Genomic DNA, 21,182 nt, shown 5'->3' with positions numbered 1-21,182 from the left:
TTGCCGAAGTAGTGTAAGCCCTCCTACCGTCCCCGTCGGCAAACGATCAGCCTCAACGGGGAGGGCAGCGTGAGACAGCGGAGTCTCCTGTGCCTCGTCACGGCCGGCTTGCTGGCCGTCAGCGGGTGCACAGTGGAACGCCACTGGGGTGGGAGCTCCGCCCCGGCTGGCAGCGGCCGGGCCAAGGTCGGCCTGGTGACGAAGACCGAGACCAACCCGTACTTCGTGGAGCTGCGCAACGCGGCGAGCGCCGCCGCGCAGGCCCAGGGTGCGGAGTTCATGGCACTGGCCGGGCAGTTCGACGGCGACAACGACGGCCAGGTCCGGGCCATCGAGAACATGGTCCAGCAGGGCGTGACCACCATCCTGATCACGCCGAACTCCTCGACCGGCGTGCTCGCCGCGATCGAGCGGGCCCGCCAGGCCGGCGTCATGGTCATCGCGCTGGACACCGCGACCGAACCGGCGAGCGCGGTGGACGCCACCTACGCCACGGACAACGTCGCCGCCGGCCGCCAGCAGGGCGCCTATGTGAAGGCCGCGCTCGGGCCCGCCGCACCCAAGGTGATCATGATCGACGGCACCGCGGGCAGCACTGTGGACACCTACCGCCACAACGGGTTCCTCGAGGGCATCGGGCTCAAGGACGGCGATCCGGCGATCGTCGGCCGGGACAACGCCAACGGCGACCAGTCCATCGCGCAGCAGAAGATGGAGAACCTGCTGCAGCGCACCACCGACATCAACGCCGTCTACACGATGAACGAGCCGACCGCCCGCGGCGCGTACGCCGCGCTGCAGGCCCGCGGCCTGCGACTGCTCATGGGCTCGATCGACGGCGGCTGCCAGGGCGTGCAGAACGTGCGTGACGGCCTCTACGCGGCGACCGTCATGCAGTTCCCGCGCAAGATGGCCGAAGAGGGTGTCACCGCGGCCGTCCAGTACGCGAAGACCGGACAGAAGCCGAGCGGGTTCATCGACACCGGCTCGGTCGTCATCACCGACCGGCCGATGCCCGGCGTGCCCAGCCAGGACACGACGTGGGGCCTGCAGAACTGCTGGGGGACGAAATGACGGCGACCACTGTTGACCGCACCGAGCGGGAGACGCTCGGCGAGTTCTTCCTCCGCGCCCCGGCGATCGGGCCCGCGCTCGCGCTGGTCGTGGCGGTCGTCGTGTTCTCGGTGTCCACCAGCACGTTCCTGAACCTGGACAACCTGTCGCTGGTGGTCGAGCAGTCGCTGGTGGTCGGCACGCTCGCGCTCGGCCAGACGCTGATCATCCTCACCGCCGGCATCGACCTGTCGAACGCGGCGGCGATGGTGCTGGCCACGCTGCTGATGGCGAAACTGCTGGTCGGCGGCGTGCCGGGGATCTTCGCGCTGGTTCTCGGCGTGCTCGTGACGGCGCTGCTCGGGCTGGTCACCGGCTCGCTGGTCACCCGGATCAAGCTGCCGCCGTTCATCGTCACCCTCGGCCTGTTCACGATGCTGACCGCCGCGGGCAAGCTGGTCGCGGGCGGCCAGGCCGTGCCCATCGCCCCCGGCTCCCTGCTCGCCTGGCTCGGCACCCGCCGCTACCTGTTCGGCGGCATCCCGGTCACCTACGGCATGACGCTCGCGCTGGTCATGTACCTCGTGCTCTGGTACGCGCTGACCAGGACCGCCTGGGGCAAGCACGTCTACGCCGTCGGCAACGCGCCCGAGGCCGCGCGGCTGTCCGGCATCAAGGTCAACCGGACGATCGTGTCGGTCTACCTGGTGGCCGGGCTGATCTTCGGCATCGCCGCGTGGCAGGCGCTCGGCCGCGTGCCCAACGCCGACCCGAACGCCTACCAGCTCGGCAACCTCGACTCGATCACCGCGGTCGTGCTCGGCGGCACCAGCCTGTTCGGCGGCCGCGGGTCGGTGTTCGGGACGATGATGGGTGCGCTGATCGTGACGGTGCTGCGCTCCGGGCTGACCCAGCTCGGCGTCGACTCGCTCTACCAGGACGTCGCCACCGGTGCTCTGGTGATCGCCGCGGTGGCCGTGGACCGGCTGGCCAGGAGGCAGAAATGACCCCCACCCTTTCCGCGCGCGGCCTGGTCAAGCGCTTCGGCCGCGTCACCGCGATCGACGGCGCGGACTTCGACCTCGAACCGGGCGAGGTGCTCGCGGTGGTCGGCGACAACGGTGCCGGCAAGTCGAGCCTGATCAAGGCGCTGTCCGGCGCGCTGGTGCCGGACGCGGGCGAGATCCGGGTCGACGGCGAACCGGTGCACTTCCGCACCCCGCTGGACGCGCGGCGCTGCGGTATCGAGACCGTTTACCAGGACCTGGCGCTCGCGCCCGCGCAGGACATCGCGACGAACATGTTCCTGGGCCGGGAGATCCGCCGCGGCGGTGTGTTCGGGCTGGTCCGCAAGCTGGACACGGCGAAGATGCGCGCCGAGGCCCAGCGGGTGCTGGACGAGCTGGACATCAAGATCAAGTCGATCACGCAGCCGGTCGAGACGCTCTCCGGCGGGCAGCGGCAGGGCGTCGCGGTGGCGCGGGCCGCGGCGTTCGGGACCAAGGCCGTGATCATGGACGAGCCGACCGCCGCGCTCGGTGTCGCCGAATCCGCGAAGGTGCTGGAGCTGATCGACCGGATCCGGCAGCGCGGCCTGCCGGTCGTGCTGATCAGCCACAACATGCCGCACGTGTTCGAAATCGCGGACCGCATCCACGTGCACCGGCTCGGCAGGCGGGTCGGCGTGGTGTCGCCGAAGACGACGAGCATGAACCAGGTGGTCGGGCTGATCACCGGCGCCCTGCGCGTCGGACCGGACGGGCAGGTGGAGGAAGTCGAGTCGGCGATCCACACCGGACTGTCGGCATGACCGTCCTGCTCGCGGGGCTGTGCACGGTCGATCTCGTGCAGCGGGTGGCGGAGCTCCCGTCACCCGGGGAGAAGGTCCAGTCCTCGAGCGTCGAGGTGGCCGCGGGCGGACCGGCGACGAACGCCGCCGTGACGGTCGCGGCCCTCGGCGAAGCGGCCGTCCTGGTGACGGCACTGGGCAGGCACCCGCTCGCCGAGCTGGCCCGCGCCGACCTGACCGCCCACGGCGTCCGGGTCGTCGACATCGCCCCCGAGCAGGCGGAACCACCGGCGGTCAGCGCCGTCGCCGTGCGCGATCGCGACGGCGAGCGGACCGTCGTGTCCCGCAACGCCGGGCAGAACCCGGGCACCGTGCCGTCCGAAATGCCGGACGGCGTCCGAGCCGTGCTGGTGGACGGGCACCTGCCGCGACTGGCGCTGGGGGTCGCGCGGTGGGCCCGTGATCGCGGCATCCCGGTCGTGCTGGACGCCGGCAGCTGGAAGCCGGTGCTGGACGAGCTGCTGCCGCTGGTGGACATCGCGGCCTGCTCGGCGCACTTCGAGGCGCCCGGGCCCGGCCTGCGCGAGCGCGGGGTGCCGACGGTCGTCGTCACGAACGGCCCCCGCCCGGTGCGCTGGGAAACGGCGGACGATGCCGGTGAGATCGAGGTGCCGGAGGTGCGGGCGCTCGACACACTGGGCGCGGGGGACGTCTGGCACGGCGCGCTCGTGCACGGCGTCGGGAGGTTCGGGCTGCCGGAGCTGATCCGGTTCGCCAACGAGGTGGCCGCGGAGAAGGTGCGGCACGTGGGGCCCCGGGCGTGGGTCCTTCCGGTCGGGAAGTTGGGAGTGCGATGACTGCGACGTTCGACGAGCTGCTGGCCAGGGCCGAGGGCCTGGTGACGCGTGGCAGGCGGTCCATCCTCGGGATCGTCGGCGCGCCCGCCGCCGGCAAGACCACCCTGGCCCGCGGGCTGGCCGACGCGCTGGGCAACCGCGCGGTCGTGGTCGGGATGGACGGGTTCCACCTCGCGCAGGTCGAGCTGCAGCGCCTGGGCCGGACCGACCGCAAGGGCGCGCCGGACACCTTCGACGCCCACGGCTACGTGAACCTGCTGCGGCGCATCAAGGAGACCAAGGAGACGGTGTACGCGCCGCAGTTCCGGCGCGAGATCGAGGAGCCCATCGCGGGCGCGGTGTGCGTGCCGCCGGACGTGCCGCTGGTCATCACCGAGGGCAACTACCTGCTGGTCGACGCCGAGCCGTGGAGCGACGTGCCCGGGCTGCTCGAAGAGGTGTGGTTCCTGCGGCCCGACGAGCAGGAACGGGTTGAGCGGCTGGTCAACCGCCACCGCAGCTACGGCCGCACCCTGGTCGAGGCGAAGGGCCGCGCGCTGGGCAGCGACCAGCGCAACGCCGACCTGATCGAGACCACCGCCGGGCGGGCCGACCTGGTGCTGGAGAACCTGCCGCTGCAGAACTTCGTGATATGAGCGGTGTCCTCGTCGTCACCGGCGGCAGCCGGGGCATCGGCGCGGCGGTGGCGGTCCTGGGCGCGTCGCGCGGGTACGACGTGGTCGTCAACTACGCGAGCGACAGTCCGGCCGCCGAGTCGGTCGTCTCCCGCGTGGAGGCCCTCGGACGGAAGTCGCTCGCGGTGCGCGGGGACGTCGCCGACGAGGAGGACGTGATCGCGTTGTTCGACGCCGCGGCCGGGCTGGGGCCCCTCACGGCTGTGGTCAACAACGCGGCGATCACCGGGAACACGCCCGGACGGCTGGACGCGCAGGACGTGTCGGTCGTGCGGCGCGTGCTGGACGTGAACGTGACGGGCGTGTTCCTGTGCTGCCGCGAGGCGGTGCGGCGCATGTCGACGCGGTACGGCGGCTCCGGTGGTGCCGTGGTGAACGTATCGTCAACCGCCGCGCGCACCGGTTCGCCGGGCGAGTGGGTCCACTACGCGGCCACGAAGGCCGCGGTCGAGACCCTGACCTGGGGCCTGGCGCAGGAGGTCGCGCCCGAGGGCGTGCGGGTCAACGCGGTGGCGCCCGGACTGGTGGACACCGGCCTGCACGCGGCGGCCGGGATGCCCGGCCGGATCTCGCGGATCGCGCCGTCGATCCCGCTCGCGAGGGCCGCCGAGCCGGAGGAGATCGCCGAGGCGGTCCTGTGGATGCTTTCGCCGGCCGCGTCCTACGCGGTGGGCGCGGTCCTGCCGGTCGGAGGCGGTCGCTGACTTGCCCACAGCCTGTGGATGAATCTTCGAGTTGTCCACAGGTACGCCGGTGGAAACCGGGAACCCGTCGAGGACGTTGTACCCACGAGGGGGCACGAACGGGTGAGAAGGGACTGCATGTCGAAGCTGACCGGAGTGCACCACCTGGCCCTCACGGTGACCGACGTCGACCGGAGCGTTCCGTGGTACGAGCGGGTGCTCGAACTCAAGGAGACCGGGCGGCGCGAAGACCCGGAGACGGGCCTGCGCAAGGTCCTCCTCCAAGCCCCCGGTGACGCGTTCTCCATGGTGCTGCTGCAACACCCCGAGACCGAACGCGGCCCGTTCGACGAGCGCAGAACCGGGCTCGACCACGTCGCCTTCACGGTGCCGAGCTTCGGCGAGCTGAAGCAGTGGGAGCAGCGGCTGGCCGCGTACGGGGTCACCTACAGCCCGGCGAAGGCGTCCCGCACGCTGCCCGGCTCGGCCGTCGTCGTGTTCCGCGACCCGGACGGGATCCAGCTCGAGGTCTGGGCCGACCTCGACTCCTAAGCTGCGAAGAATCACCTTCCGGCCCGCCCACCGCACCCGGAGGACTGTGGATGTCCCGGATCTTCGACGCCCTCGCCGACGCTGCCGGGGTCCCGTCCGCCCCCGGCTGGCTCACCGGCGACCGGGCGATCACGTTCGCCGAGATGGACCGGCTGTCCGACCGGGTCGCGGCCGGGCTGCTGCGCCGCGGCATCCGGCACGGCGACCGCATCGGCGTGCTCGGCCCCACAACGCCGGAGTGGCTCGTGGTGTACTTCGCCGCGGCCAAGATCGGCGCGGTCGTGGTGGGCCTGAGCGTGCGCTACCGGGAGAACGAGCTCGCGCACATGCTCGGCGACTCCGGCGCGCGCCTGGTGGTCACGGTGCCCGCGCACGACGGGGTGGACTTCGTGGCGCTCCTCGAGCGCCTGCGTGACCGCCTGCCGCACCTGGACACCGTCGTGTCCTTCGGTGACCGGTCCTACGACGAGCTGTCGGCCGAGGCCGGACCGCCCGGGGAAGCCAAGGTCGCGGTGGCCCCGGACGACCCGGTGATGATCATCTACACCTCGGGCACCACCGGGACGCCCAAGGGCGCCGTCCTCACGCACCGCGGCCAGCTCGCGGCGGCGCGGGCGCAGGCCCGGCACATGCGCCTCGGCGAGCACGACGTCCTGCCTGTCGCCGTGCCGCTCAACCACGTCAGCGGGATCACCTGCTGCGTCCTGACGGCACTGGTGGCCCGCGCCCGCGCCGTCCTGCTGCCCGCGTTCGACCCCCGCGAGGTCGCCGGCCTGTTCACCCGTCCCGGTCTCACCCTGTGGGTCGGGGTGCCCACGATGCACACGCTGCTGCTGAACCGGCCGGAACTGGAATCGGTCGACACCTCGGCGGTGCGGCTGGTCGTCACCGGCGGCGCGAACGCCGAGCCCGCCCTGCTCGACCGGCTGACCACGCGGTTCCCGAACGCCACCGTGATGAACCTCTACGGGCTCAGCGAGACCTCCGGCGCCGTCCTGATGACCGCCTGGGACGACGACTTCGAGACGACGGTGGCGACGGTGGGGCACCCGCTGCCGGACGTCGAAATCCGCGTCGCCGGCCCGGCCGGAACCGACCTCCCGGCCGGCGAGACGGGCGAGCTGCTCGTGCGGTCGCCGTCGCTCATGGCGGGCTACCACGGCCGGCCCCGCGAGACGGCGGAGACGCTCGCCGGAGGCTGGCTGCGCACCGGCGACATGGCGTGCGTGACCGGCAACGGCGCGGTGCGGCTGCGCGGCCGGGCCAAGGAGATGTTCGTGCAGGGCGGGTTCAACGTCTACCCGGTCGAGGTGGAGAACGTGCTCGCCGCGCACCCGGACGTCGTGCTGGCCGCGGGGATCGGCGTCCCGGACCCGGTGCTGGGCGAGATCGGCCGCTACTACGTCGTCCTCGCCCCGGGCGCCACCACGACGGCCGAGGAGCTGACGGCGTTCTGCGCCGGGAAGATCGCCGACTACAAGGTACCCAAGGAAATCGTGGTCCGGGACAGCCTGCCGCTGACCCCGGCGGGCAAGATCCAGAAGAGCAGGCTGCTCAACGAGGGCGGAGACCGGCGACGATGACCGCGACGAGCCGGTGGGCGCGGGTGTCCCAGTCCGGCTCGGGTATCCGTGACAACGCGCCCAGGAGCAGGATGACGTCCGCGGCGTCGACCTCGTCACGCACCTGACCGGCGGCTTTGCCGCGCTCGAGCAACGTCCCGAGCGCTTCGTCGAGCCGGTGGTGCTGGCCCGAGTAGAGGTCCTGCCACGCCGACGCCTCGATGGCCGCCATGACGCCGCGTTTCACCCGCGCGTACTCGACCAGCCGCTCCAGCCAGCAGGTCAGGGCCCGCAGCGGGGGATGCTCGGCCAGCAGCGGCGCCACCGCGTCGACGAGCTGCGTCAGCTCGTCGCGGTACACCTCCGCCAGCAGGTGCTCGCGGGTCGGGAAGTGCCGGTAGAGGGTGCCCTGCCCGACCCCGGCCGACTTGGCGACCGCGTGCAGCTTGAGGTCGGCCGCCGCCCGGTTGGACCGGCTCAGCTCGGTCCGCGCGACCTCGATGATGCGCTCCCGGTTGGCGGCCGCGTCCGACCGCCGCTCACGACCCGGCACCGGGCGACCTCCTCGGGCACAGCAAAGCGGACAGTTGTCCGGTACGGTGGAACGCAGTAACCGGACAGTTGTCACCTTAGCTTGGGAGAAGACGTGACGAGCAGTGTGGAGAACAAGGTCGTGGCGATCACGGGAGCCAGCAGCGGCATCGGTGCGGCCACCGCACTGGAGCTGGCCGGCCGCGGCGCGGCGGTCGTGCTGGGCGCCCGGCGCACCGACCGGCTCGACTCGCTCGTGGCGCGGATCCGGGACGGCGGCGGCCGGGCGGAGATGCTACCGGTCGACGTCACCGAACGCACCGATCTCGAGCGGATGGTGGCACTGGCGGTGCGCCGGTTCGGACGCCTGGACGTGCTGGTGAGCAATGCCGGAGTCGCCCGGATCGCGCCGGTCGCCGACCTCGACGTCGACGACTGGAACGCGATGATCGACGTCAACCTGCGCGGTGTCCTGCACGGCATCGCCGCCGCGCTGCCCGTGTTCCGCCGTCAGGGCCACGGGCACCTGGTCACCACGGTGTCGACGTCGGGCCTCAAGATCGTGCCGGCGCAGGCCGTCTACGCGGGCACCAAGAACGCCGTGCGCACGCTGCTGGAAGCCCTGCGGCAGGAGTCCACCGACGGCGTCCTCCGCACGACCGCCATCTCGCCGGGGTTCGTGCGCACCGAGCTCGTCGACCACGTGGCCGACCCCGGGCAGCGCGATCAGGCCCAGCAGGCCATGGCGGCGCTCGGCATCAGCCCGGACGCCGTGGCACGCGCGATCGCGTTCGCCATCGAGCAGCCCGACGACGTGGAAATCGGCGACCTGACCATCCGGCCGGCCAGGCAGGGCTGAGCGGGCGCCCTAGGTGTACTCGGCCATCAGGTTGGTGGCAGGCGGCTGGTAGGTGGGTGGCCGCCGTTGCAGCTTTCGACTTTGCCGGTTTGGCAGGGGCAGTGGGGCTTGATGAACGTCTGTCGGATGCCGTGCTCGGCACAGATTGGCCGGAGTGACCAGCGGCAGGCCCAGGCGTTGTCGGTCATCAACCGCTGGATCCGAGTGATGCCGCGATCAGCGAAGGAGGCGATCGCCCGCTGCAGGAAAGCGGCGCAGCCTCCGGCCTGGCGTGGGTCCTGGACAAGCCACACCCCAACCGGAGGCCCTCCCCACGTCAACCCAGCCCAACCGCCACCAACGTCCTGGCCAAGTACACCTAGGCGGCGGCCGGGTATTCGCGCTCGTCGGGTTCCTCGTCGACCGGGCGGCGCATCTCCTGCCGGTAGCGCACGAAGCCGTACCCGGTGCCGAACACGAAGAACGCGATCGACAGCCACACCAGCACCGTCTTGACCCACGGGATCGCGTCCAGCAGGCCGGCGCCGTAGTAGCCGACCAGCACCAGCGTCGGCACCCAGAACACGCCGCCGAGGGTGGTGGCGAGCAGGAAGCGCCGGGAGTCCATCCGGGCGGCCCCGGCGATCAGCGGGGCCAGCGTGCGGATCCACGGGATCCACCGGGCGGCGACGATCGCGAAGAAGCCCTTGCGGTCGAGGAACTCGCGGGCTCGTTCGAGGTTGTGCCGGTTGAGGACCTTGCCACCGCGCCGGGCGATGAACCTGACCCCGGTCTGCTGCCCGATGTAGTACCCGACCTGGTTGCCGATGACCGCGACGACCAGCGCCGCCACCGACAGCAGCCACGCGCTGGTGTGCGCACCGTGCGAGGCGAGCACGACACCGGCTGCGAACAGCAGCGAGTCACCGGGCAGGAACAGCCCGATGATCAGGGCGCATTCGACGAACACGAAGCTGAGCACGATGACCCAGACCAGCAGCGGGCCGGCCGTGTCCAACCAGCCCACGCCGACGGCTTCGGACGCGGCGTAGGTGAAAGTCACCCGGAAAGCGTACGTGCCGCACGCAACGACCGGTCAGCCGATCGACGTAATCGAGGTGATCTGTTACCGAACGCGGCCGTGCCCTCACGAAAAGGAGCACGGCCGCGGTCCGGTTTTTTCACATCTGGGGCAGTGATTCGCCCTGAACGGCCTCGATGTCGAGTTCGATCTTCACCGTCGATCCGATCGCGGCGACCCCGGCCCGCACCATCGCGTTGTAGTTGATCGCGAAATCGTTCCGGTGCAGCTGCGTTTCCGCGTGGAACGCGGCGCGCACGCCACCCCACGGGTCCGGTCCGTAGCCGCCGTAGGTCAGGTCCATCTCGATCGGCTTGCGCTCACCGTGCAGCGTCAGCTCGCCGGCCAGCACCCAGGTGTCGGTGCCGCGCTGCCGCATCCCGGTGCTGCGGAACCCGATCACCGGGTAGGACTCGACGTCCAGGAACTCCGGCGACCGCAGGTGGTCGTCGCGCATCTTGATGCCGGTGTCGATGCTCGCGGCCTTGATCTCGGCCTCGACCCGCGACTGCTCGGCGGGCCGCGCCACCTCGATGCGGCCGCTGATGTCGGAGAACCGCGCCTTGATGCTCGCGATCCCGAGGTGCCGGGCGGTCGCGACCGCGCTCGAGTGCACCGGGTCGATCGTCCACGGCCCGGCGGGCGGCAGCTCGACGGCACCGGCCATCGGCGTCACCACCAGGTCGCCGAGCGACCCCGACCCGTCCGACCCGATCTGCGCGGTCCGCGCCAGGGGGCTGTGCCCGGCGGCGGTGAGGACCGCCGTGTAGACGCCGGGCGGGAGCGGTGGCGTGGCCACCGCGCCCGTGGCGTCCGCGACCGCACGGGCGACCTGCTGGCCGCTCATGTCGGTCACCGTCAGAACCGCGTTCTCCACCGCCCAGCCCTCGGCCGTGCGGATCTGCGCACGCAACCCGCTCATGAGTGCTCCACCCCGTTCTTCGCCGGGTCGCCCAGCTGGTCGAGCACCTGCTCGTAGCCCAGCCGCACGTCGTGGCTGACGTCGCCGCCACCCGGCAGGTTCACCTGGCTCGTCGCCGGCGGGTACCCGCTGGCGACCACGGTGTAGTCACCCTCCGGGAGGTCGCTGACGACGTACTGGCCGTTCTCGTCCGTCCGGGCGACCGCGGCGACGTTGCCCTCGGAGTCGAGGACCGTGATCCGCGCGTCCGGGACCGGGCGGCCGCCGTCGGTGCGGGCGGTGCCGGCCAGCAGCACGGCCGGTGCGATCTCGACGTCCTGGTGCAGCACACCGCTGTCCGGCACGGTGATCAGCGAGGCCACCGGGCGCATCCGGTCGGCGCTGGCGACCAGCGTGTAGGTGCCGGAGCTGACCCCGTTGAACACGTAGACGCCCTCGGCGTTGCTGATCGCGGCGCCGGTGACCTCACCGCGCGCGTCGGTCAGCGTCACGGTCGCACCGGCGAGCGGGGAACCCTTGCCCGCCACCCGGACCACGCCGCTGACCTCGCCCGAGCCGACGAGCGTGAGGTCCAGTCGCGCCGGCCCGTCCGCGACGACCACGCTGGCCGCCTGCGGCTGGTGCCCGGCCGCCGACACGATCAGCACGTAGGTGCCGTTGCCCGGCGCGCCGATGCGGTAGCCGCCGTCGCCGCTGCCCGACGCCCGCGAGACCTGGCGGCCCCGCTGGTCGATCAGGGTCAGCGCGGCGCCGCCGACGGGCGTGCCGTCCTGGCGGCGGATGGTGCCGGTGATCGGCTGACCGCCGGTGCCCAGCGCGTTGTCCGTCCCGGCGCTCGCGACCGCGTTCGTGATCGGCGCGCTCTGCGCGGCCAGCTGGTAGTCGCCGTGTCCGTTTTCACTCACTGCATGCCTCCCACCAACAAGCACGGGTTCGCGGTCCTCGGCGAACGCGGCGTCCGCGTCCGCCCAGGTGTCGGCCTCCGCGATGGCCTTCGCCGTGTCCTCGACCGGCACCAGTGCCTCGCCGCCCTCGATCGGCGGGGCCGGCTTGGCCGGCCCGCCGGTCAGCGGGATCTCCTTCATGAACGCCAGCACGATCGCGGCGAGCAGCGCCACGCCGCCGGCGACGTAGAAGACCCCGTGGATCGAGTTGGTGAACCCGGTCAGGATCGGGATCTGCACCGCGTCGGGCAGGTTGTGCAGGCTGCTGGTGTCGGCCTGCAGCGCGCCCAGCTGGCTCTGGTCGAAGCCCTGCGGCAGGCGGCCGCCGAACGCGCCGGCGATCTTGCCCGGCAGCAGGTTGAACAGGATGGTCAGGAAGACCGCGACACCCAGCGTGCCGCCCATCTGCCGGAAGAACGTCGCCGACGCCGTCGACACGCCCATGTCCCGGCGCGGGCCGGCGTTCTGCGCGGCGATGATCAGCGTCTGCATGCAGCCACCCAGGCCCAGGCCGATGAGCAGCGCGATCAGCAGCGGCTGCCACAGCGGGCTGTCGTAGTGCACCTGGGCGTAGATCGCGGCACCGCCGGCGATCAGGACCGTGCCGATGACCGGCAGGATCTTGTAGTGCCCGGTCTTCGCGGTGATGCGGCCCGAGATCTGGGAGCCGGTCATGATGCCCAGCACCAGCGGCAACATCAGCAGGCCGGCCTGGGTCGGCGAGTAACCCCGCACGACCTGGAAGTACAGCGGGATCATGCTGATCGAGCCGAACATGCCGATACCGACGAGGGTCCCGCCGCCGATCGCGACGCTGAACGTCGAGTTGCGGAACAGCCGCAGCGGGATCAGCGCCTCGTCCTTCATCACGTACTCGACGAAGAGGAACAGCACCGCGCCGAACGCCGCGACGGCGTAGCAGATCACCGCGGTCGTGGAGCCCCAGCCCCAGGTGCGGCCCTGCTCGGCGACCAGCAGCAGCGGCACCACCGCGATGGCCAGTGAGACCGCGCCGAACCAGTCGATGCGGTGGTTCTGCCGCTGGTGCGGCACGTTGAGCACCTTGGCGACGACCGCGAGCGCGAGGGCGCCGATCGGCACGTTGATCAGGAAGATCCAGCGCCACCCGTCGAGACCGCCCAGGCTCTCGAACCCGGAGAACAGGCCGCCCAGCACCGGGCCGAGCACGGTCGCGCTGCCGAAGACCATCATGAAGTAGCCCTGGTACTTGACCCGCTCGCGGGCGGGCACCACGTCACCGATGATCGTCATCGCCAGCGACATCAGACCACCGGCGCCCAGGCCCTGGAAGGCGCGGAACGCGGCCAGCTCGTACATCGAGGTGGCGAACGTGCAGGCGGCCGAGCCGATCACGAACAGCGCGATCGCCATCAGGTAGAACGGCTTGCGCCCGTAGATGTCGGACAGCTTGCCGTACAGCGGGGTCGCGATGGTCGCGGTGATCAGGTACGCCGTGGTCGCCCACGCCTGCTGGTCGAAGCCGTGCAGGTCGTTGGCGATCTTCACGATCGCGACGCTGACGATGTTCTGGTCCAGCGCCGCCAGGAACATCCCCAGCAGGAGTCCGCTGAGGATGGTCAGGATCTGCTTGTGGCTCAGGCGCGGACCCTCGTCCGCGACGGCGCCCCCCGCGGGCACCGGTTGTTGTCTTGTGGAGCGTGTCATGCGTTGTCCCCCTTGATGCGCGCCGAGACCTGGTCGGCGAGGTGTGGAGCGTGTCGTTCGATCCCCGTGTTGAGCCGGTCCAGGAGCTTGTTCAGGACCCGGCGTTCGTCCTCCGGCCATTCGGCGAGGACCTCCGCCAGCCAGCGGTTGCGCTGCTTGCGGTTCTCCTCGAACACCCGCATGCCCTCCGCGGTCGGGGCCAGCAGGCAGGCGCGCCCGTCCTCCGGGTCGGCCAGGCGCTCGACGAGGCCGTGCTGCACCAGCGCGCTGCTCTGCCTGCTGATCGTGGAGATCTCGGAGTGCAGCGCCTCGGCCAGCTTGCTGGTGCGCTGAGGCCCGTCGTGGATGAGCTGGAACAGGATCGCGTAGGCGGCCCGTTCGATCCCGTCCGGTCCGAGCTTGGCGACCTGGGACTTGGCCTTGGTGAGCAGTCGCATGAAGCGCACGAGCTGAACGCCCAGCTCGTCGGCGATGTCGAGCTCGGTGTCCGTGAAGGCCGCTTCCTCGACGGGAGATGGCATGGCCGGATCACTCTCTTCGTGCGGGATGTCTTATTTGACCGAAGCAACTACTTGCTCTTGTCAAGGATGCACCCTGACTAGTTGGTTGCGCCACTCAAATAACCCGCTCTGTGGTCGAGGACACTTTAGTTGCCATAGGCAACTGGTTTTAGGTGTGGGGCGGGCGGGTGGCGGGCGCGCCAGCGGGCTGGTGGTTGGCGGCTCGGCGGGCGGCACGCGGGCGTGCCGGCGGGTGAGTCGCGGGCCGCTCGCAGGCGGCTCGGCGGGCGGGTGGCGGGCGCGCCGGCAGGCGGGTGGCGGGCGCCTGGCGGCGAGTCGCGGGCGGCTCGCGAGCGCGCTGGCGGGCGGCACGCGGGCACCCGGCGGGCGAGCCGCGGGCGCGGCGGCGGGCGGCTCGCGGGCGACCCGGCGGCACGCGGGCGTGCCCGCGGGCGGGTGTTGCGGGCACCGCAGCCTCCGCAGCCGGCACCAGCGCTGGGCCGTTCGGGTGCTTCTTGTGAGCGCTGGGGTGGGCTTGCTCGGGTGCTTCTTGGGCACAGGGGGTGGGTCGGGTCATGGCGCGACTGGTCGATGTGGTGTGGAGCCGAGCGCTCCCCTCATGCGCGCCGGTGCGCCACCCGCCGCGGCGTCGTTGGTCGAGTCGTGCACCCGGGTCGCTGGTCCGGTCGCCGCGACATCAGTGGTCCGCTCATGCACGCGCCACTGACCCATCGGCGAACCTCACCGTCGGCCCGTCGCCGCACCACCAGCGCTCCACCCACCGCCAGATGGTTGGCCCGCTCGTGCACCACGCCGCCAGCGGTCAGCCGGCACGGCTACCAGCGGCCCACGCGCACAGGCGCCAGCGGTCCATCCACACGCCAACCAGCCGCCCACTCGCGCAGCCGCGACCGGTCCGTTCGCACAGCCGCCACCGATCCGCTCGCGCCGGCCGCCACCGGTCCCTTCGCGCGGCCACCATCGGCCCATTCGCGCAGCGGCCACCCGTCCGTTCGCGCGGCCACCATCAGCCCATTCGCACAGCCGCCACCGGTCCCTTCGCGCGGCCACCACCGGCAACCGCACCACTGGTCCTATCACCGACGCGTCACTGGTCCAACGATGAACGCGCGCCACCTGCCCATGCGCCGAACCCAGCTCAGCCGAGCCACCGGAGCGTCAGGCCTTACCCGCCGGGAAAGCACCGGTGCCCGGCAATCCCCACCCACCGCGGCCACCAGGCCATGGCGAACCCCTTGCCCCGGCCGGCAAACCCTCCCCCTCAGCTGCCAGACCCGGCAAAGCCCTTGCCCTGGCCCAGCAAGCGCCCGCTCACCAAGGGCACCGGCCTGGCATCCCCGCCACCGGGGACCCCGGCCCTAACAAACCGCCGCCACCGGGGACCCCGGCCCCAACAAACGCCGCTCACCGCGGCCACCCGGCCCAACAAACCCCCACCACATGGCCCCTGGCCCCGGCAACACCTGGCCCCGGCCCAACAGTGCCCGCTCACCGCAGCCACCAGGCCCGGCAAACCCCACCCACCACAGCCACCGACCTGCCGAACCCCTGCTCAGCTCACCCCAGCCACCAGGAACGCAGCCACCCTCCCCAACCCCTCCCCCCACGTTCGGAAAAATTTTTCCGCACTGCGGACGCGATCGCCGCTAGCATAGATGCATGAGCACCGACGCTTTGCTGACGAAACTGCGCGCCGAGCTGGGCAGGGACGCCGTTCTGACCGACGCGGACGTCACCGGCAGCTACTCCCGCGACATGATGCCGCTGGCACCCTCCGGCCGTCCGCTGGCGGTGGTCCTGCCCAGCGATGTCGAAGGCGTGCAGGCGGTGGTCCGGGCGTGCGCCGAGGCAAAGGTGCCGATCGTCCCGCGTGGGGCGGGCAGCGGGCTCTCCGGCGCGGCGAACGCGATCGACGGCTGCGTCGTGCTCGTGATGACCAAGCTGGACCAGATCGTCGAGATCGACGCGGGCAACCGGCTCGCGGTGGTCCAGCCGGGCGTGGTCAACCTCGATTTCCGCAACGCCGTGGAGAAGCACGGGCTGTTCTACCCACCGGACCCGTCCAGCTACGACTGGTGCACCATCGGCGGCAACCTGTCCACCAACGCGGGCGGGCTGTGCTGCGTGAAGTACGGCGTGACCACCGACTCGGTGCTGGGCCTGGAGGTCGTGCTGGCCGACGGGTCGGTGCTGAAGACCGGCCGGCGGACGGTCAAGGGCGTCGCCGGGTACGACCTGGCGCGCCTGTTCGTGGGCAGCGAGGGCACGCTCGGGGTGATCACGCAGGCGACCCTGGCGTTGCGGCCGTTGCCGCAGGCGCCGGGCACGCTGGTCGCCGGGTTCGACACCACCGAGGCGGCGGGCACCGCGGTGGCCCGCACCGTGCGCGAGGGCCTGGTGCCGTCGCTGATGGAGATCATGGACGCCAGCTCCATCAAGGCGGCCGAGACGTACCTGAAGACCGATCTCGGCGCCGGCTCCGACTGCCAGGCGCTGCTGCTGTGCCAGTCCGACGCGGGCGGCGAGGTGGCGCGGCGCGAACTGGCCGCGCTCGAGCAGATCTGCCAGGACGCCGGCGCGACGATGACGTACGCAACGGACGACCTCGCGGAGGGCCGCATGCTGATGCAGGCCCGGCGGGTGGTGCTGACGGCGCTGGAGCAGTACGGCGTGTGGCTGACCGACGACGTGTCCGTGCCGCGGACCCGGATCGCCGAGCTGATCGCGGGCTGCCAGCGGATCAGCGAGGAGGTCGGGCTGCGCATCGCGGTGGTCGGGCACGCCGGCGACGGCAACATGCACCCGACGATCGTCTACCAGCCGGACGACGAGGACGAGTTCGCGCGGGCGCGGCGGGCGTTCGACGAGATCCTCGACGTGGGGCTGAAGCTGGGCGGCACGGTGACCGGCGAGCACGGCGTCGGCAAGATCAAGAGGGAGTGGCTGGAACGCGAGATCGGTCCGGTGGGGATGCGCGTGCACCGGCAGATCAAGCAGGCCCTCGACCCGGAGAACCTCTTCAACCCGGGCTCGATGTTCTCGCTGACCTGAGACGCGAAAAGGCCGCCGCACCGTTGTCGTGCGGCGGCCTTGTTCGTACGGTTCAGCCGTCGATGCGCGGGATCTGCTGGGTGACTTCCGAGTCGGCGTCGGACGTCGCCTTGGCGGCGGCCAGCTTCTTCTCGCGGCGGTTCTTCGCCCACTCGATGGCGATCGGCACCACCGAGACCAGCACGATCAGGATGAAGATGGCCTCGATGTTGTTCTTGATGAACGAGATGTTGCCGAGCAGGTGCCCCAGCGCGGTGATGCCGGCGGCCCACAGGATGCCGCCGATGACGGTGTAGGTGAAGTACTTCTTCGGGTCCATGCGGCCGATGCCGGCGATCCAGGTGATGAACGTCCGCACGAACGGCACGAACCGCGCCAGCACGACGGCCTTCGAGCCGTGCTTCTCCAGGAAGGCGTGCGTCTTGTCCACGTACTCCTGTTTGAAGAACCGCGAATCCGGCCGCTTGAACAGCGCCGGGCCCGCCTTCCAGCCGATGAGGTACCCGACGACGTTGCCCAGCAGCGCCGCGACGGTCACCACGAGGCACACCAGCCACAGCGGCGTGCGGATCGAGCCCTGCGCCACGAACAGACCCGCGGTGAACAGCAGCGAGTCACCGGGGAGCACCGGGAAGATGCTGCTCTCGATGAAGATGACCAGGCACAACCCGACGATGACGTACGCGCCGAACTGGGTCAGCAGGTACTCGGGGTTGAACCACTTCGGCATCAGAGCGAGCGTGGTCGCGGTCTCGGCGAGAATCACAGCACAAAACGGTACAGGGTGACCCTGTGTGCACTGTGTGGGCTCACAGCAGCGTGATGAGACCGATGACGGCGCCCGTGGCGAGACCGAGCACGGCGGCCAGGCCGAGCACCCAGTAGACCGGCAGGTGGCGGACCTGCGGCACCACGCGGCGCACCTTCGCCGGCGGCGGCCCGGACCGGGCCGGCTGCTCGAGCGCGGCGCGTTCGCGCTCCAGCGAGCTCGCGTCGGCGCCGGACAGCAGGCCGAGCTGCGGCCACCCACCGGGAGGCGGACCAGGGTGCGGCGCGCTGCGCGCCTGCGCCCGCAGCGCCTCGGCCAGCAGGCGTTCCGGATCCGTCTGCTCACTCACCCCGCACAGCGTAATCGCCCGCTTCCAGCCTGCGGAAGCGCGGACTGCGGCACGATGACCGCATGCGCGAGCTGATCTACGTCTCCACCGCCAAGCTCCGGCAGCTGGTCCCGGACCTGCCGAAACGCCCTCGCGGTCTGCGGGACGTGGAGGCCGAAGTGACCACCCCGGTCGGCGGGGTCAAGGTGGGCAAGGCCGCCCGGCCGGCCGAGCCCGGGCTGGCGGCCGCGGTCGCGGGGTTGGAGGCGTCACCGCGGGCGCCGAAGTGGTTCGCCGAGCCGGGGCTCCGGCCGGGCCAGTGGGTGCACTTCGAGGCGCCGATGGCCTACGGCGAGATCGGCGGTTCGGTGGTCTTCCTCGACGTCGACGAGGCCGTGGACGGCTACCCGACCGGCGGACGGTTGAGGCTGCTGCTGCACGGTTCGCGCGACCACCTGGTGGGCGCGCTGCCCGGCGCGGAGCGAGACATGGATCCGGGGCACCACTCGCTGTGGGTGCGGTTCGTCCAGATCCTCATGGAGCTGGACGAACCGGACCGGGCGGAGGCCGCGGAGCACCCGCGGTTCCTCGCGCGCATGGTGGACAGCCTGGACGCACTGGCGGACCGCCTCCAGCCGCGGTTCACCGCCGCCTGGGCCGCCGGCTACGCGCGGATCACCGCGGTGGTGCCGGTGGACGAGTGCACCATCCTCGCCGCGACGCCGCTCTACGTCGAGCACGTCGCGCCGCCGGACTGATCAGGCGATCCAGGCGCCCCTCCGTAGCACGCGGGCCGGGCGGAGGTCGGCGTCCAGCACCACCAGGTCGGCGGCCAGCCCGGTGCGCAGCGAGCCGAGCCGGTCGTCCAGGCCGAGGAGTTCGGCCGGGCGCCCCGACGTCGCGCGCACCGCGTCCGGGATCGGCAGGCCGGCACCCTTGACCAGGTTCCGGAACGCGGCGTCCATCGTCAGGGTGCTCCCGGCGAGCGAGCCGGTGTCGGCGAGCGTGGCGACGCCGTCCCGGACGTCGACCTCCAGCCTGCCCAGGTGGTAGCGGCCGTCGGCGGCGTCGGTGGCCGACATGGCGTCCGTGACGAGGGTCGTGCGTCCGCGTCCGGCGTAGCGGGCGGCCAGCCGCAGGACGGTCGGGTGGACGTGGACCAGGTCGCAGATCAGCTCGACGGTGATGCGCTCGTCGTCCAGCAGCACGCCGATCGGGCCCGGTTCACGGTGGTGCAGCGGCCGCATCCCGTTGAACAGGTGCGTCGCGACGGTCGCGCCCGCGTCGATCGCCGGGCGGATCTGCTCCTCGGTGCCGTCGGTGTGCCCGATGGCCGCGATCACACCGGACTCGGCGAGTTGCCGCACCGCCCGCACACCACCGGTCAGCTCCGGCGCGAGGGTGACCATCCGGACGGCGCCGCGCCCGGCGCGCAGCAGGGCGTCGACCGTCGCCGCGTCGGGTTCGCGCAGCACGGCGGGATCGTGGGCGCCGCAGCGCGCGGAGGCGATGAACGGGCCCTCCAGGTGGATACCCGCCAGTTCGCCGTCGTCGACCAGCTCGCGCAGCACCGCCATCTGGTCGACGAGCGTGCGCACCGGGTCGGACACCAGGCTCGCCAGCATCGTGGTGGTGCCGTGCCGGCGGTGCGCCTTGATCGCGGTGGCGATCTCCTTCGCGTCGCCGCTGGAGAACGACCCGCCGCCACCGCCGTGGCAGTGCACGTCGACGAACCCGGGCACCACGTAGCAGCCGCCGACGTCGATCCGCTCGCCCGGCGGCGGGGTCCCGGTCCCGATCCCCGCGATCGACCCGCCGGAGACCGCGAGCCACCCGTCCTCGACCAGCCCCTCGGGGAGCGCCAGCCTGCCACCCGTCAGCACGAAACCCGTCACAGGCTCCAGCATATTGGTCTAAACCAGCTTAAGCACTCATGGCCTTCTGGAGAGCCTCCAGCGCCCGGCTCGCGGTGGACTTCACGGTGCCCTTCGAAATGCCCGCGACCTCGGAGATCTCCGCCTCCGAGAGACCGCCGTAGTAGCGCAGGACGAGCACCTCGCGTTGCCGCGGCGGCAGCTTCGACAGGGCGTTGACCACCGACTGGTGCTCGCTGGACAGCATCGCCAGGCTCTCCGCGGAACGGGCGTTGACCGCGTGGGGCGGGACGTACTCGCGCGCGGTCTTGCGCCGCCGCAGCACGCTGCGCGAGCCGTTGACCACGGCGGTGCGCAGGTACGCGACCGCGGAGGCGGCGTCGCGGAGCTTGCTCCAGTTGCGGTACAGGCCGGTGAACGCCTCCTGCACGACGTCTTCGGCCGTGGCCGGCTCGTCGACCAGGAGGATCGCCAGCCGCACCAGGCGCATCCGGTGGATCTTGTAGAGATCCTCCAGGGTGAGCGGTCCGGCCGGCTGGGCCGATGCGGGCGCGACCCCGTCCATGGTGCGCAAATGCCCGAGCGTGCGTTCGACGCTGCGCTCCGCGCTGCCCTCCGGCATGTACTCCCGCCTGTCTTCGGCCCGACCGTTGTCCACGTGCTGTACACGTGTGAACCAGCGTATCGGTTGATTCACTTCACCCGGTAGCGTGCGGAGCAGGTACTCAAACGGAGGTGGCGATGGCCTGGTTCCTGGTGCAGACGGTCTACAACCAGGAGAAGTACGCGGCGGTCCGGCCCCGGCACCGCGAGTACCTCGCGAAGCTGGCCGCGGACGGCACGCTCGCGGTGGCCGGGCCGTTCGCCGACGACTCCGGCGGCGCGTTCCTCATCCAGGCCGCGGACGCCGACGCCCTGCAGGAGATCCTGGACGCCGACCCGTACGTCGTCGAGGGCGCGCTCGAGAGCTTCACGGTGCGCGAGTTCAACCCGACGCTGGGCGCCTGGGTTCAGTAGGCGCCGCCGAGCTTGGAGTGGTCCCAGCTGACGATCTTCGTCGGCGTGAACACCAGTCCGACGCGTTTCGCCGCCTGCGCGGCGACGACGTCCGCGCCGAGCGAGCCGCCGCCGTAGCGCTCCGCCATGGCGGAGCCGATCTCGGCGACGGCCGGGGTGTCCTCGACGATTTCGACGTCGGCCTCGAACTGGACGCCGCGCAGCTTGTCGTAGGTGTCGCCGGTCTCGATGAGCACGGTGGCCTGCGGGAGCCGGCGCAGGTTGGCGACCTTCTGCGACTTGCGGTAGGTCCAGGTCGCCACCCCGTCGCCCCGGGGCACGTACCAGAGCGGGGCGAGGTGCGGGCGCCCGTTGGGGTTGATCGTGGCGACGTTGATGACCTTCTGTTCGGCGAAGAACGCGAGCACTTCGCCCGGGGTCATCTTGATCAGGTCACGGCGGGACATGGGG

The 21,182-nt window shown here is 71.4% G+C and carries 22 protein-coding genes; 12 read left to right on the top strand and 10 right to left on the bottom strand.

What is annotated here, in order from left to right; all coding sequences use genetic code 11:
* Positions 1 to 69 precede the first annotated feature (69 nt).
* From FB470_RS12375 to FB470_RS12340, 8 genes are all read left to right on the top strand, one after another.
* A complete protein-coding gene (locus FB470_RS12375) occupies positions 70 to 1,074 on the top strand; it encodes a substrate-binding domain-containing protein (RefSeq protein WP_306991229.1) in 1,005 nt (334 codons plus the stop codon).
* Positions 1,071 to 2,060, top strand: coding sequence for an ABC transporter permease (locus tag FB470_RS12370; protein ID WP_306999223.1), 990 nt, complete (start codon positions 1,071 to 1,073; stop codon positions 2,058 to 2,060). Before FB470_RS12375 ends, FB470_RS12370 begins: the two co-directional genes overlap by 4 nt.
* Complete coding sequence (locus FB470_RS12365; protein WP_306991227.1) at positions 2,057 to 2,863, top strand: ATP-binding cassette domain-containing protein; 807 nt, start codon at positions 2,057 to 2,059, stop codon at positions 2,861 to 2,863. Before FB470_RS12370 ends, FB470_RS12365 begins: the two co-directional genes overlap by 4 nt.
* Positions 2,860 to 3,699 carry a PfkB family carbohydrate kinase gene (locus FB470_RS12360; RefSeq protein WP_306991226.1) on the top strand — a complete coding sequence of 280 codons (840 nt, stop codon included), beginning with the start codon at positions 2,860 to 2,862 and terminating at the stop codon, positions 3,697 to 3,699. Before FB470_RS12365 ends, FB470_RS12360 begins: the two co-directional genes overlap by 4 nt.
* Positions 3,696 to 4,334, top strand: coding sequence for a nucleoside/nucleotide kinase family protein (locus tag FB470_RS12355; RefSeq protein WP_306991225.1), 639 nt, complete (start codon positions 3,696 to 3,698; stop codon positions 4,332 to 4,334). Before FB470_RS12360 ends, FB470_RS12355 begins: the two co-directional genes overlap by 4 nt.
* Entirely contained in the window at positions 4,331 to 5,077 is a 747-nt protein-coding gene (locus FB470_RS12350; protein ID WP_306991224.1) for an SDR family oxidoreductase, read from the top strand. Before FB470_RS12355 ends, FB470_RS12350 begins: the two co-directional genes overlap by 4 nt.
* Positions 5,078 to 5,194: 117 nt before the next feature.
* On the top strand, positions 5,195 to 5,608 hold the full coding sequence (locus tag FB470_RS12345) for a VOC family protein (protein ID WP_306991222.1): 414 nt from the start codon (positions 5,195 to 5,197) through the stop codon (positions 5,606 to 5,608).
* A 50-nt stretch (positions 5,609 to 5,658) separates the two neighbouring features.
* Entirely contained in the window at positions 5,659 to 7,191 is a 1,533-nt protein-coding gene (locus FB470_RS12340; protein WP_306991220.1) for a class I adenylate-forming enzyme family protein, read from the top strand.
* Here the strand turns inward: FB470_RS12340 and FB470_RS12335 are convergent.
* Positions 7,163 to 7,723 carry a TetR/AcrR family transcriptional regulator gene (locus tag FB470_RS12335; protein WP_306991218.1) on the bottom strand — a complete coding sequence of 187 codons (561 nt, stop codon included), beginning with the start codon at positions 7,721 to 7,723 and terminating at the stop codon, positions 7,163 to 7,165. The two genes, FB470_RS12340 and FB470_RS12335, sit on opposite strands and share 29 nt — an antisense overlap.
* A 93-nt stretch (positions 7,724 to 7,816) precedes the next feature.
* Between FB470_RS12335 and FB470_RS12330 the strand changes: the two genes are divergently transcribed.
* Positions 7,817 to 8,560, top strand: a complete 744-nt coding sequence (locus tag FB470_RS12330; RefSeq protein ID WP_306991216.1) for an SDR family oxidoreductase — start codon at positions 7,817 to 7,819, stop codon at positions 8,558 to 8,560.
* Positions 8,561 to 8,918: 358 nt separating this feature from the next.
* Here the strand turns inward: FB470_RS12330 and FB470_RS12320 are convergent, their stop codons facing one another.
* From FB470_RS12320 to FB470_RS12305, 4 genes are all read right to left on the bottom strand, one after another.
* Positions 8,919 to 9,602 (bottom strand): DedA family protein, encoded by a 684-nt coding sequence (locus tag FB470_RS12320; RefSeq protein ID WP_306991214.1) that lies wholly within the window; start codon positions 9,600 to 9,602, stop codon positions 8,919 to 8,921.
* A gap of 118 nt (positions 9,603 to 9,720) precedes the next feature.
* The gene (locus tag FB470_RS12315) at positions 9,721 to 10,542 is read right to left on the bottom strand and encodes a YceI family protein (RefSeq protein WP_306991212.1); all 822 of its coding nucleotides are present in this window, start codon (positions 10,540 to 10,542) and stop codon (positions 9,721 to 9,723) included.
* Positions 10,539 to 13,172 (bottom strand): MFS transporter, encoded by a 2,634-nt coding sequence (locus FB470_RS12310; protein ID WP_306991210.1) that lies wholly within the window; start codon positions 13,170 to 13,172, stop codon positions 10,539 to 10,541. Before FB470_RS12310 ends, FB470_RS12315 begins: the two co-directional genes overlap by 4 nt.
* Complete coding sequence (locus FB470_RS12305; protein WP_306991208.1) at positions 13,169 to 13,693, bottom strand: MarR family winged helix-turn-helix transcriptional regulator; 525 nt, start codon at positions 13,691 to 13,693, stop codon at positions 13,169 to 13,171. Before FB470_RS12305 ends, FB470_RS12310 begins: the two co-directional genes overlap by 4 nt.
* A gap of 1,659 nt (positions 13,694 to 15,352) precedes the next feature.
* Between FB470_RS12305 and FB470_RS12300 the strand changes: the two genes are divergently transcribed.
* Entirely contained in the window at positions 15,353 to 16,744 is a 1,392-nt protein-coding gene (locus FB470_RS12300) for an FAD-binding oxidoreductase (RefSeq protein WP_306991206.1), read from the top strand.
* A gap of 52 nt (positions 16,745 to 16,796) precedes the next feature.
* On the opposite strand, the gene FB470_RS12295 is transcribed toward FB470_RS12300, so the two are convergent.
* Both FB470_RS12295 and FB470_RS12290 read right to left on the bottom strand, forming a co-directional pair.
* The gene (locus FB470_RS12295; protein ID WP_306991203.1) at positions 16,797 to 17,510 is read right to left on the bottom strand and encodes a DedA family protein; all 714 of its coding nucleotides are present in this window, start codon (positions 17,508 to 17,510) and stop codon (positions 16,797 to 16,799) included.
* A 43-nt stretch (positions 17,511 to 17,553) separates the two neighbouring features.
* On the bottom strand, positions 17,554 to 17,862 hold the full coding sequence (locus FB470_RS12290) for a hypothetical protein (protein ID WP_306991201.1): 309 nt from the start codon (positions 17,860 to 17,862) through the stop codon (positions 17,554 to 17,556).
* 62 nt (positions 17,863 to 17,924) lie between these two features.
* Here FB470_RS12290 and FB470_RS12285 point away from each other — a divergent pair, with 62 nt between their 5' ends.
* The gene (locus FB470_RS12285; protein ID WP_306991199.1) at positions 17,925 to 18,599 is read left to right on the top strand and encodes an SAVMC3_10250 family protein; all 675 of its coding nucleotides are present in this window, start codon (positions 17,925 to 17,927) and stop codon (positions 18,597 to 18,599) included.
* Here FB470_RS12285 and nagA read toward each other — a convergent pair whose 3' ends face one another.
* Both nagA and FB470_RS12275 read right to left on the bottom strand, forming a co-directional pair.
* The gene (gene nagA / locus FB470_RS12280; protein WP_306999221.1) at positions 18,600 to 19,724 is read right to left on the bottom strand and encodes an N-acetylglucosamine-6-phosphate deacetylase; all 1,125 of its coding nucleotides are present in this window, start codon (positions 19,722 to 19,724) and stop codon (positions 18,600 to 18,602) included.
* Between the two features lie 40 nt (positions 19,725 to 19,764).
* The gene (locus FB470_RS12275; protein WP_306991198.1) at positions 19,765 to 20,337 is read right to left on the bottom strand and encodes a SigE family RNA polymerase sigma factor; all 573 of its coding nucleotides are present in this window, start codon (positions 20,335 to 20,337) and stop codon (positions 19,765 to 19,767) included.
* A 119-nt stretch (positions 20,338 to 20,456) separates the two neighbouring features.
* On the opposite strand from FB470_RS12275, the gene FB470_RS12270 reads away from it, so the two are divergent.
* Complete coding sequence (locus FB470_RS12270) at positions 20,457 to 20,732, top strand: YciI family protein (RefSeq protein WP_306991196.1); 276 nt, start codon at positions 20,457 to 20,459, stop codon at positions 20,730 to 20,732.
* Here the strand turns inward: FB470_RS12270 and FB470_RS12265 are convergent.
* Positions 20,726 to 21,178 carry a pyridoxamine 5'-phosphate oxidase family protein gene (locus tag FB470_RS12265; protein ID WP_306991194.1) on the bottom strand — a complete coding sequence of 151 codons (453 nt, stop codon included), beginning with the start codon at positions 21,176 to 21,178 and terminating at the stop codon, positions 20,726 to 20,728. The genes FB470_RS12270 and FB470_RS12265 overlap by 7 nt on opposite strands.
* Between the last annotated feature and the right edge of the window lie 4 nt (positions 21,179 to 21,182).

This window comes from Amycolatopsis thermophila (assembly GCF_030814215.1).
GTDB lineage: Bacteria > Actinomycetota > Actinomycetes > Mycobacteriales > Pseudonocardiaceae > Amycolatopsis_E > Amycolatopsis_E thermophila.
Note: the sequence above shows the minus strand (reverse complement) of the source record. Positions and strands in the feature narration are given on the sequence as shown.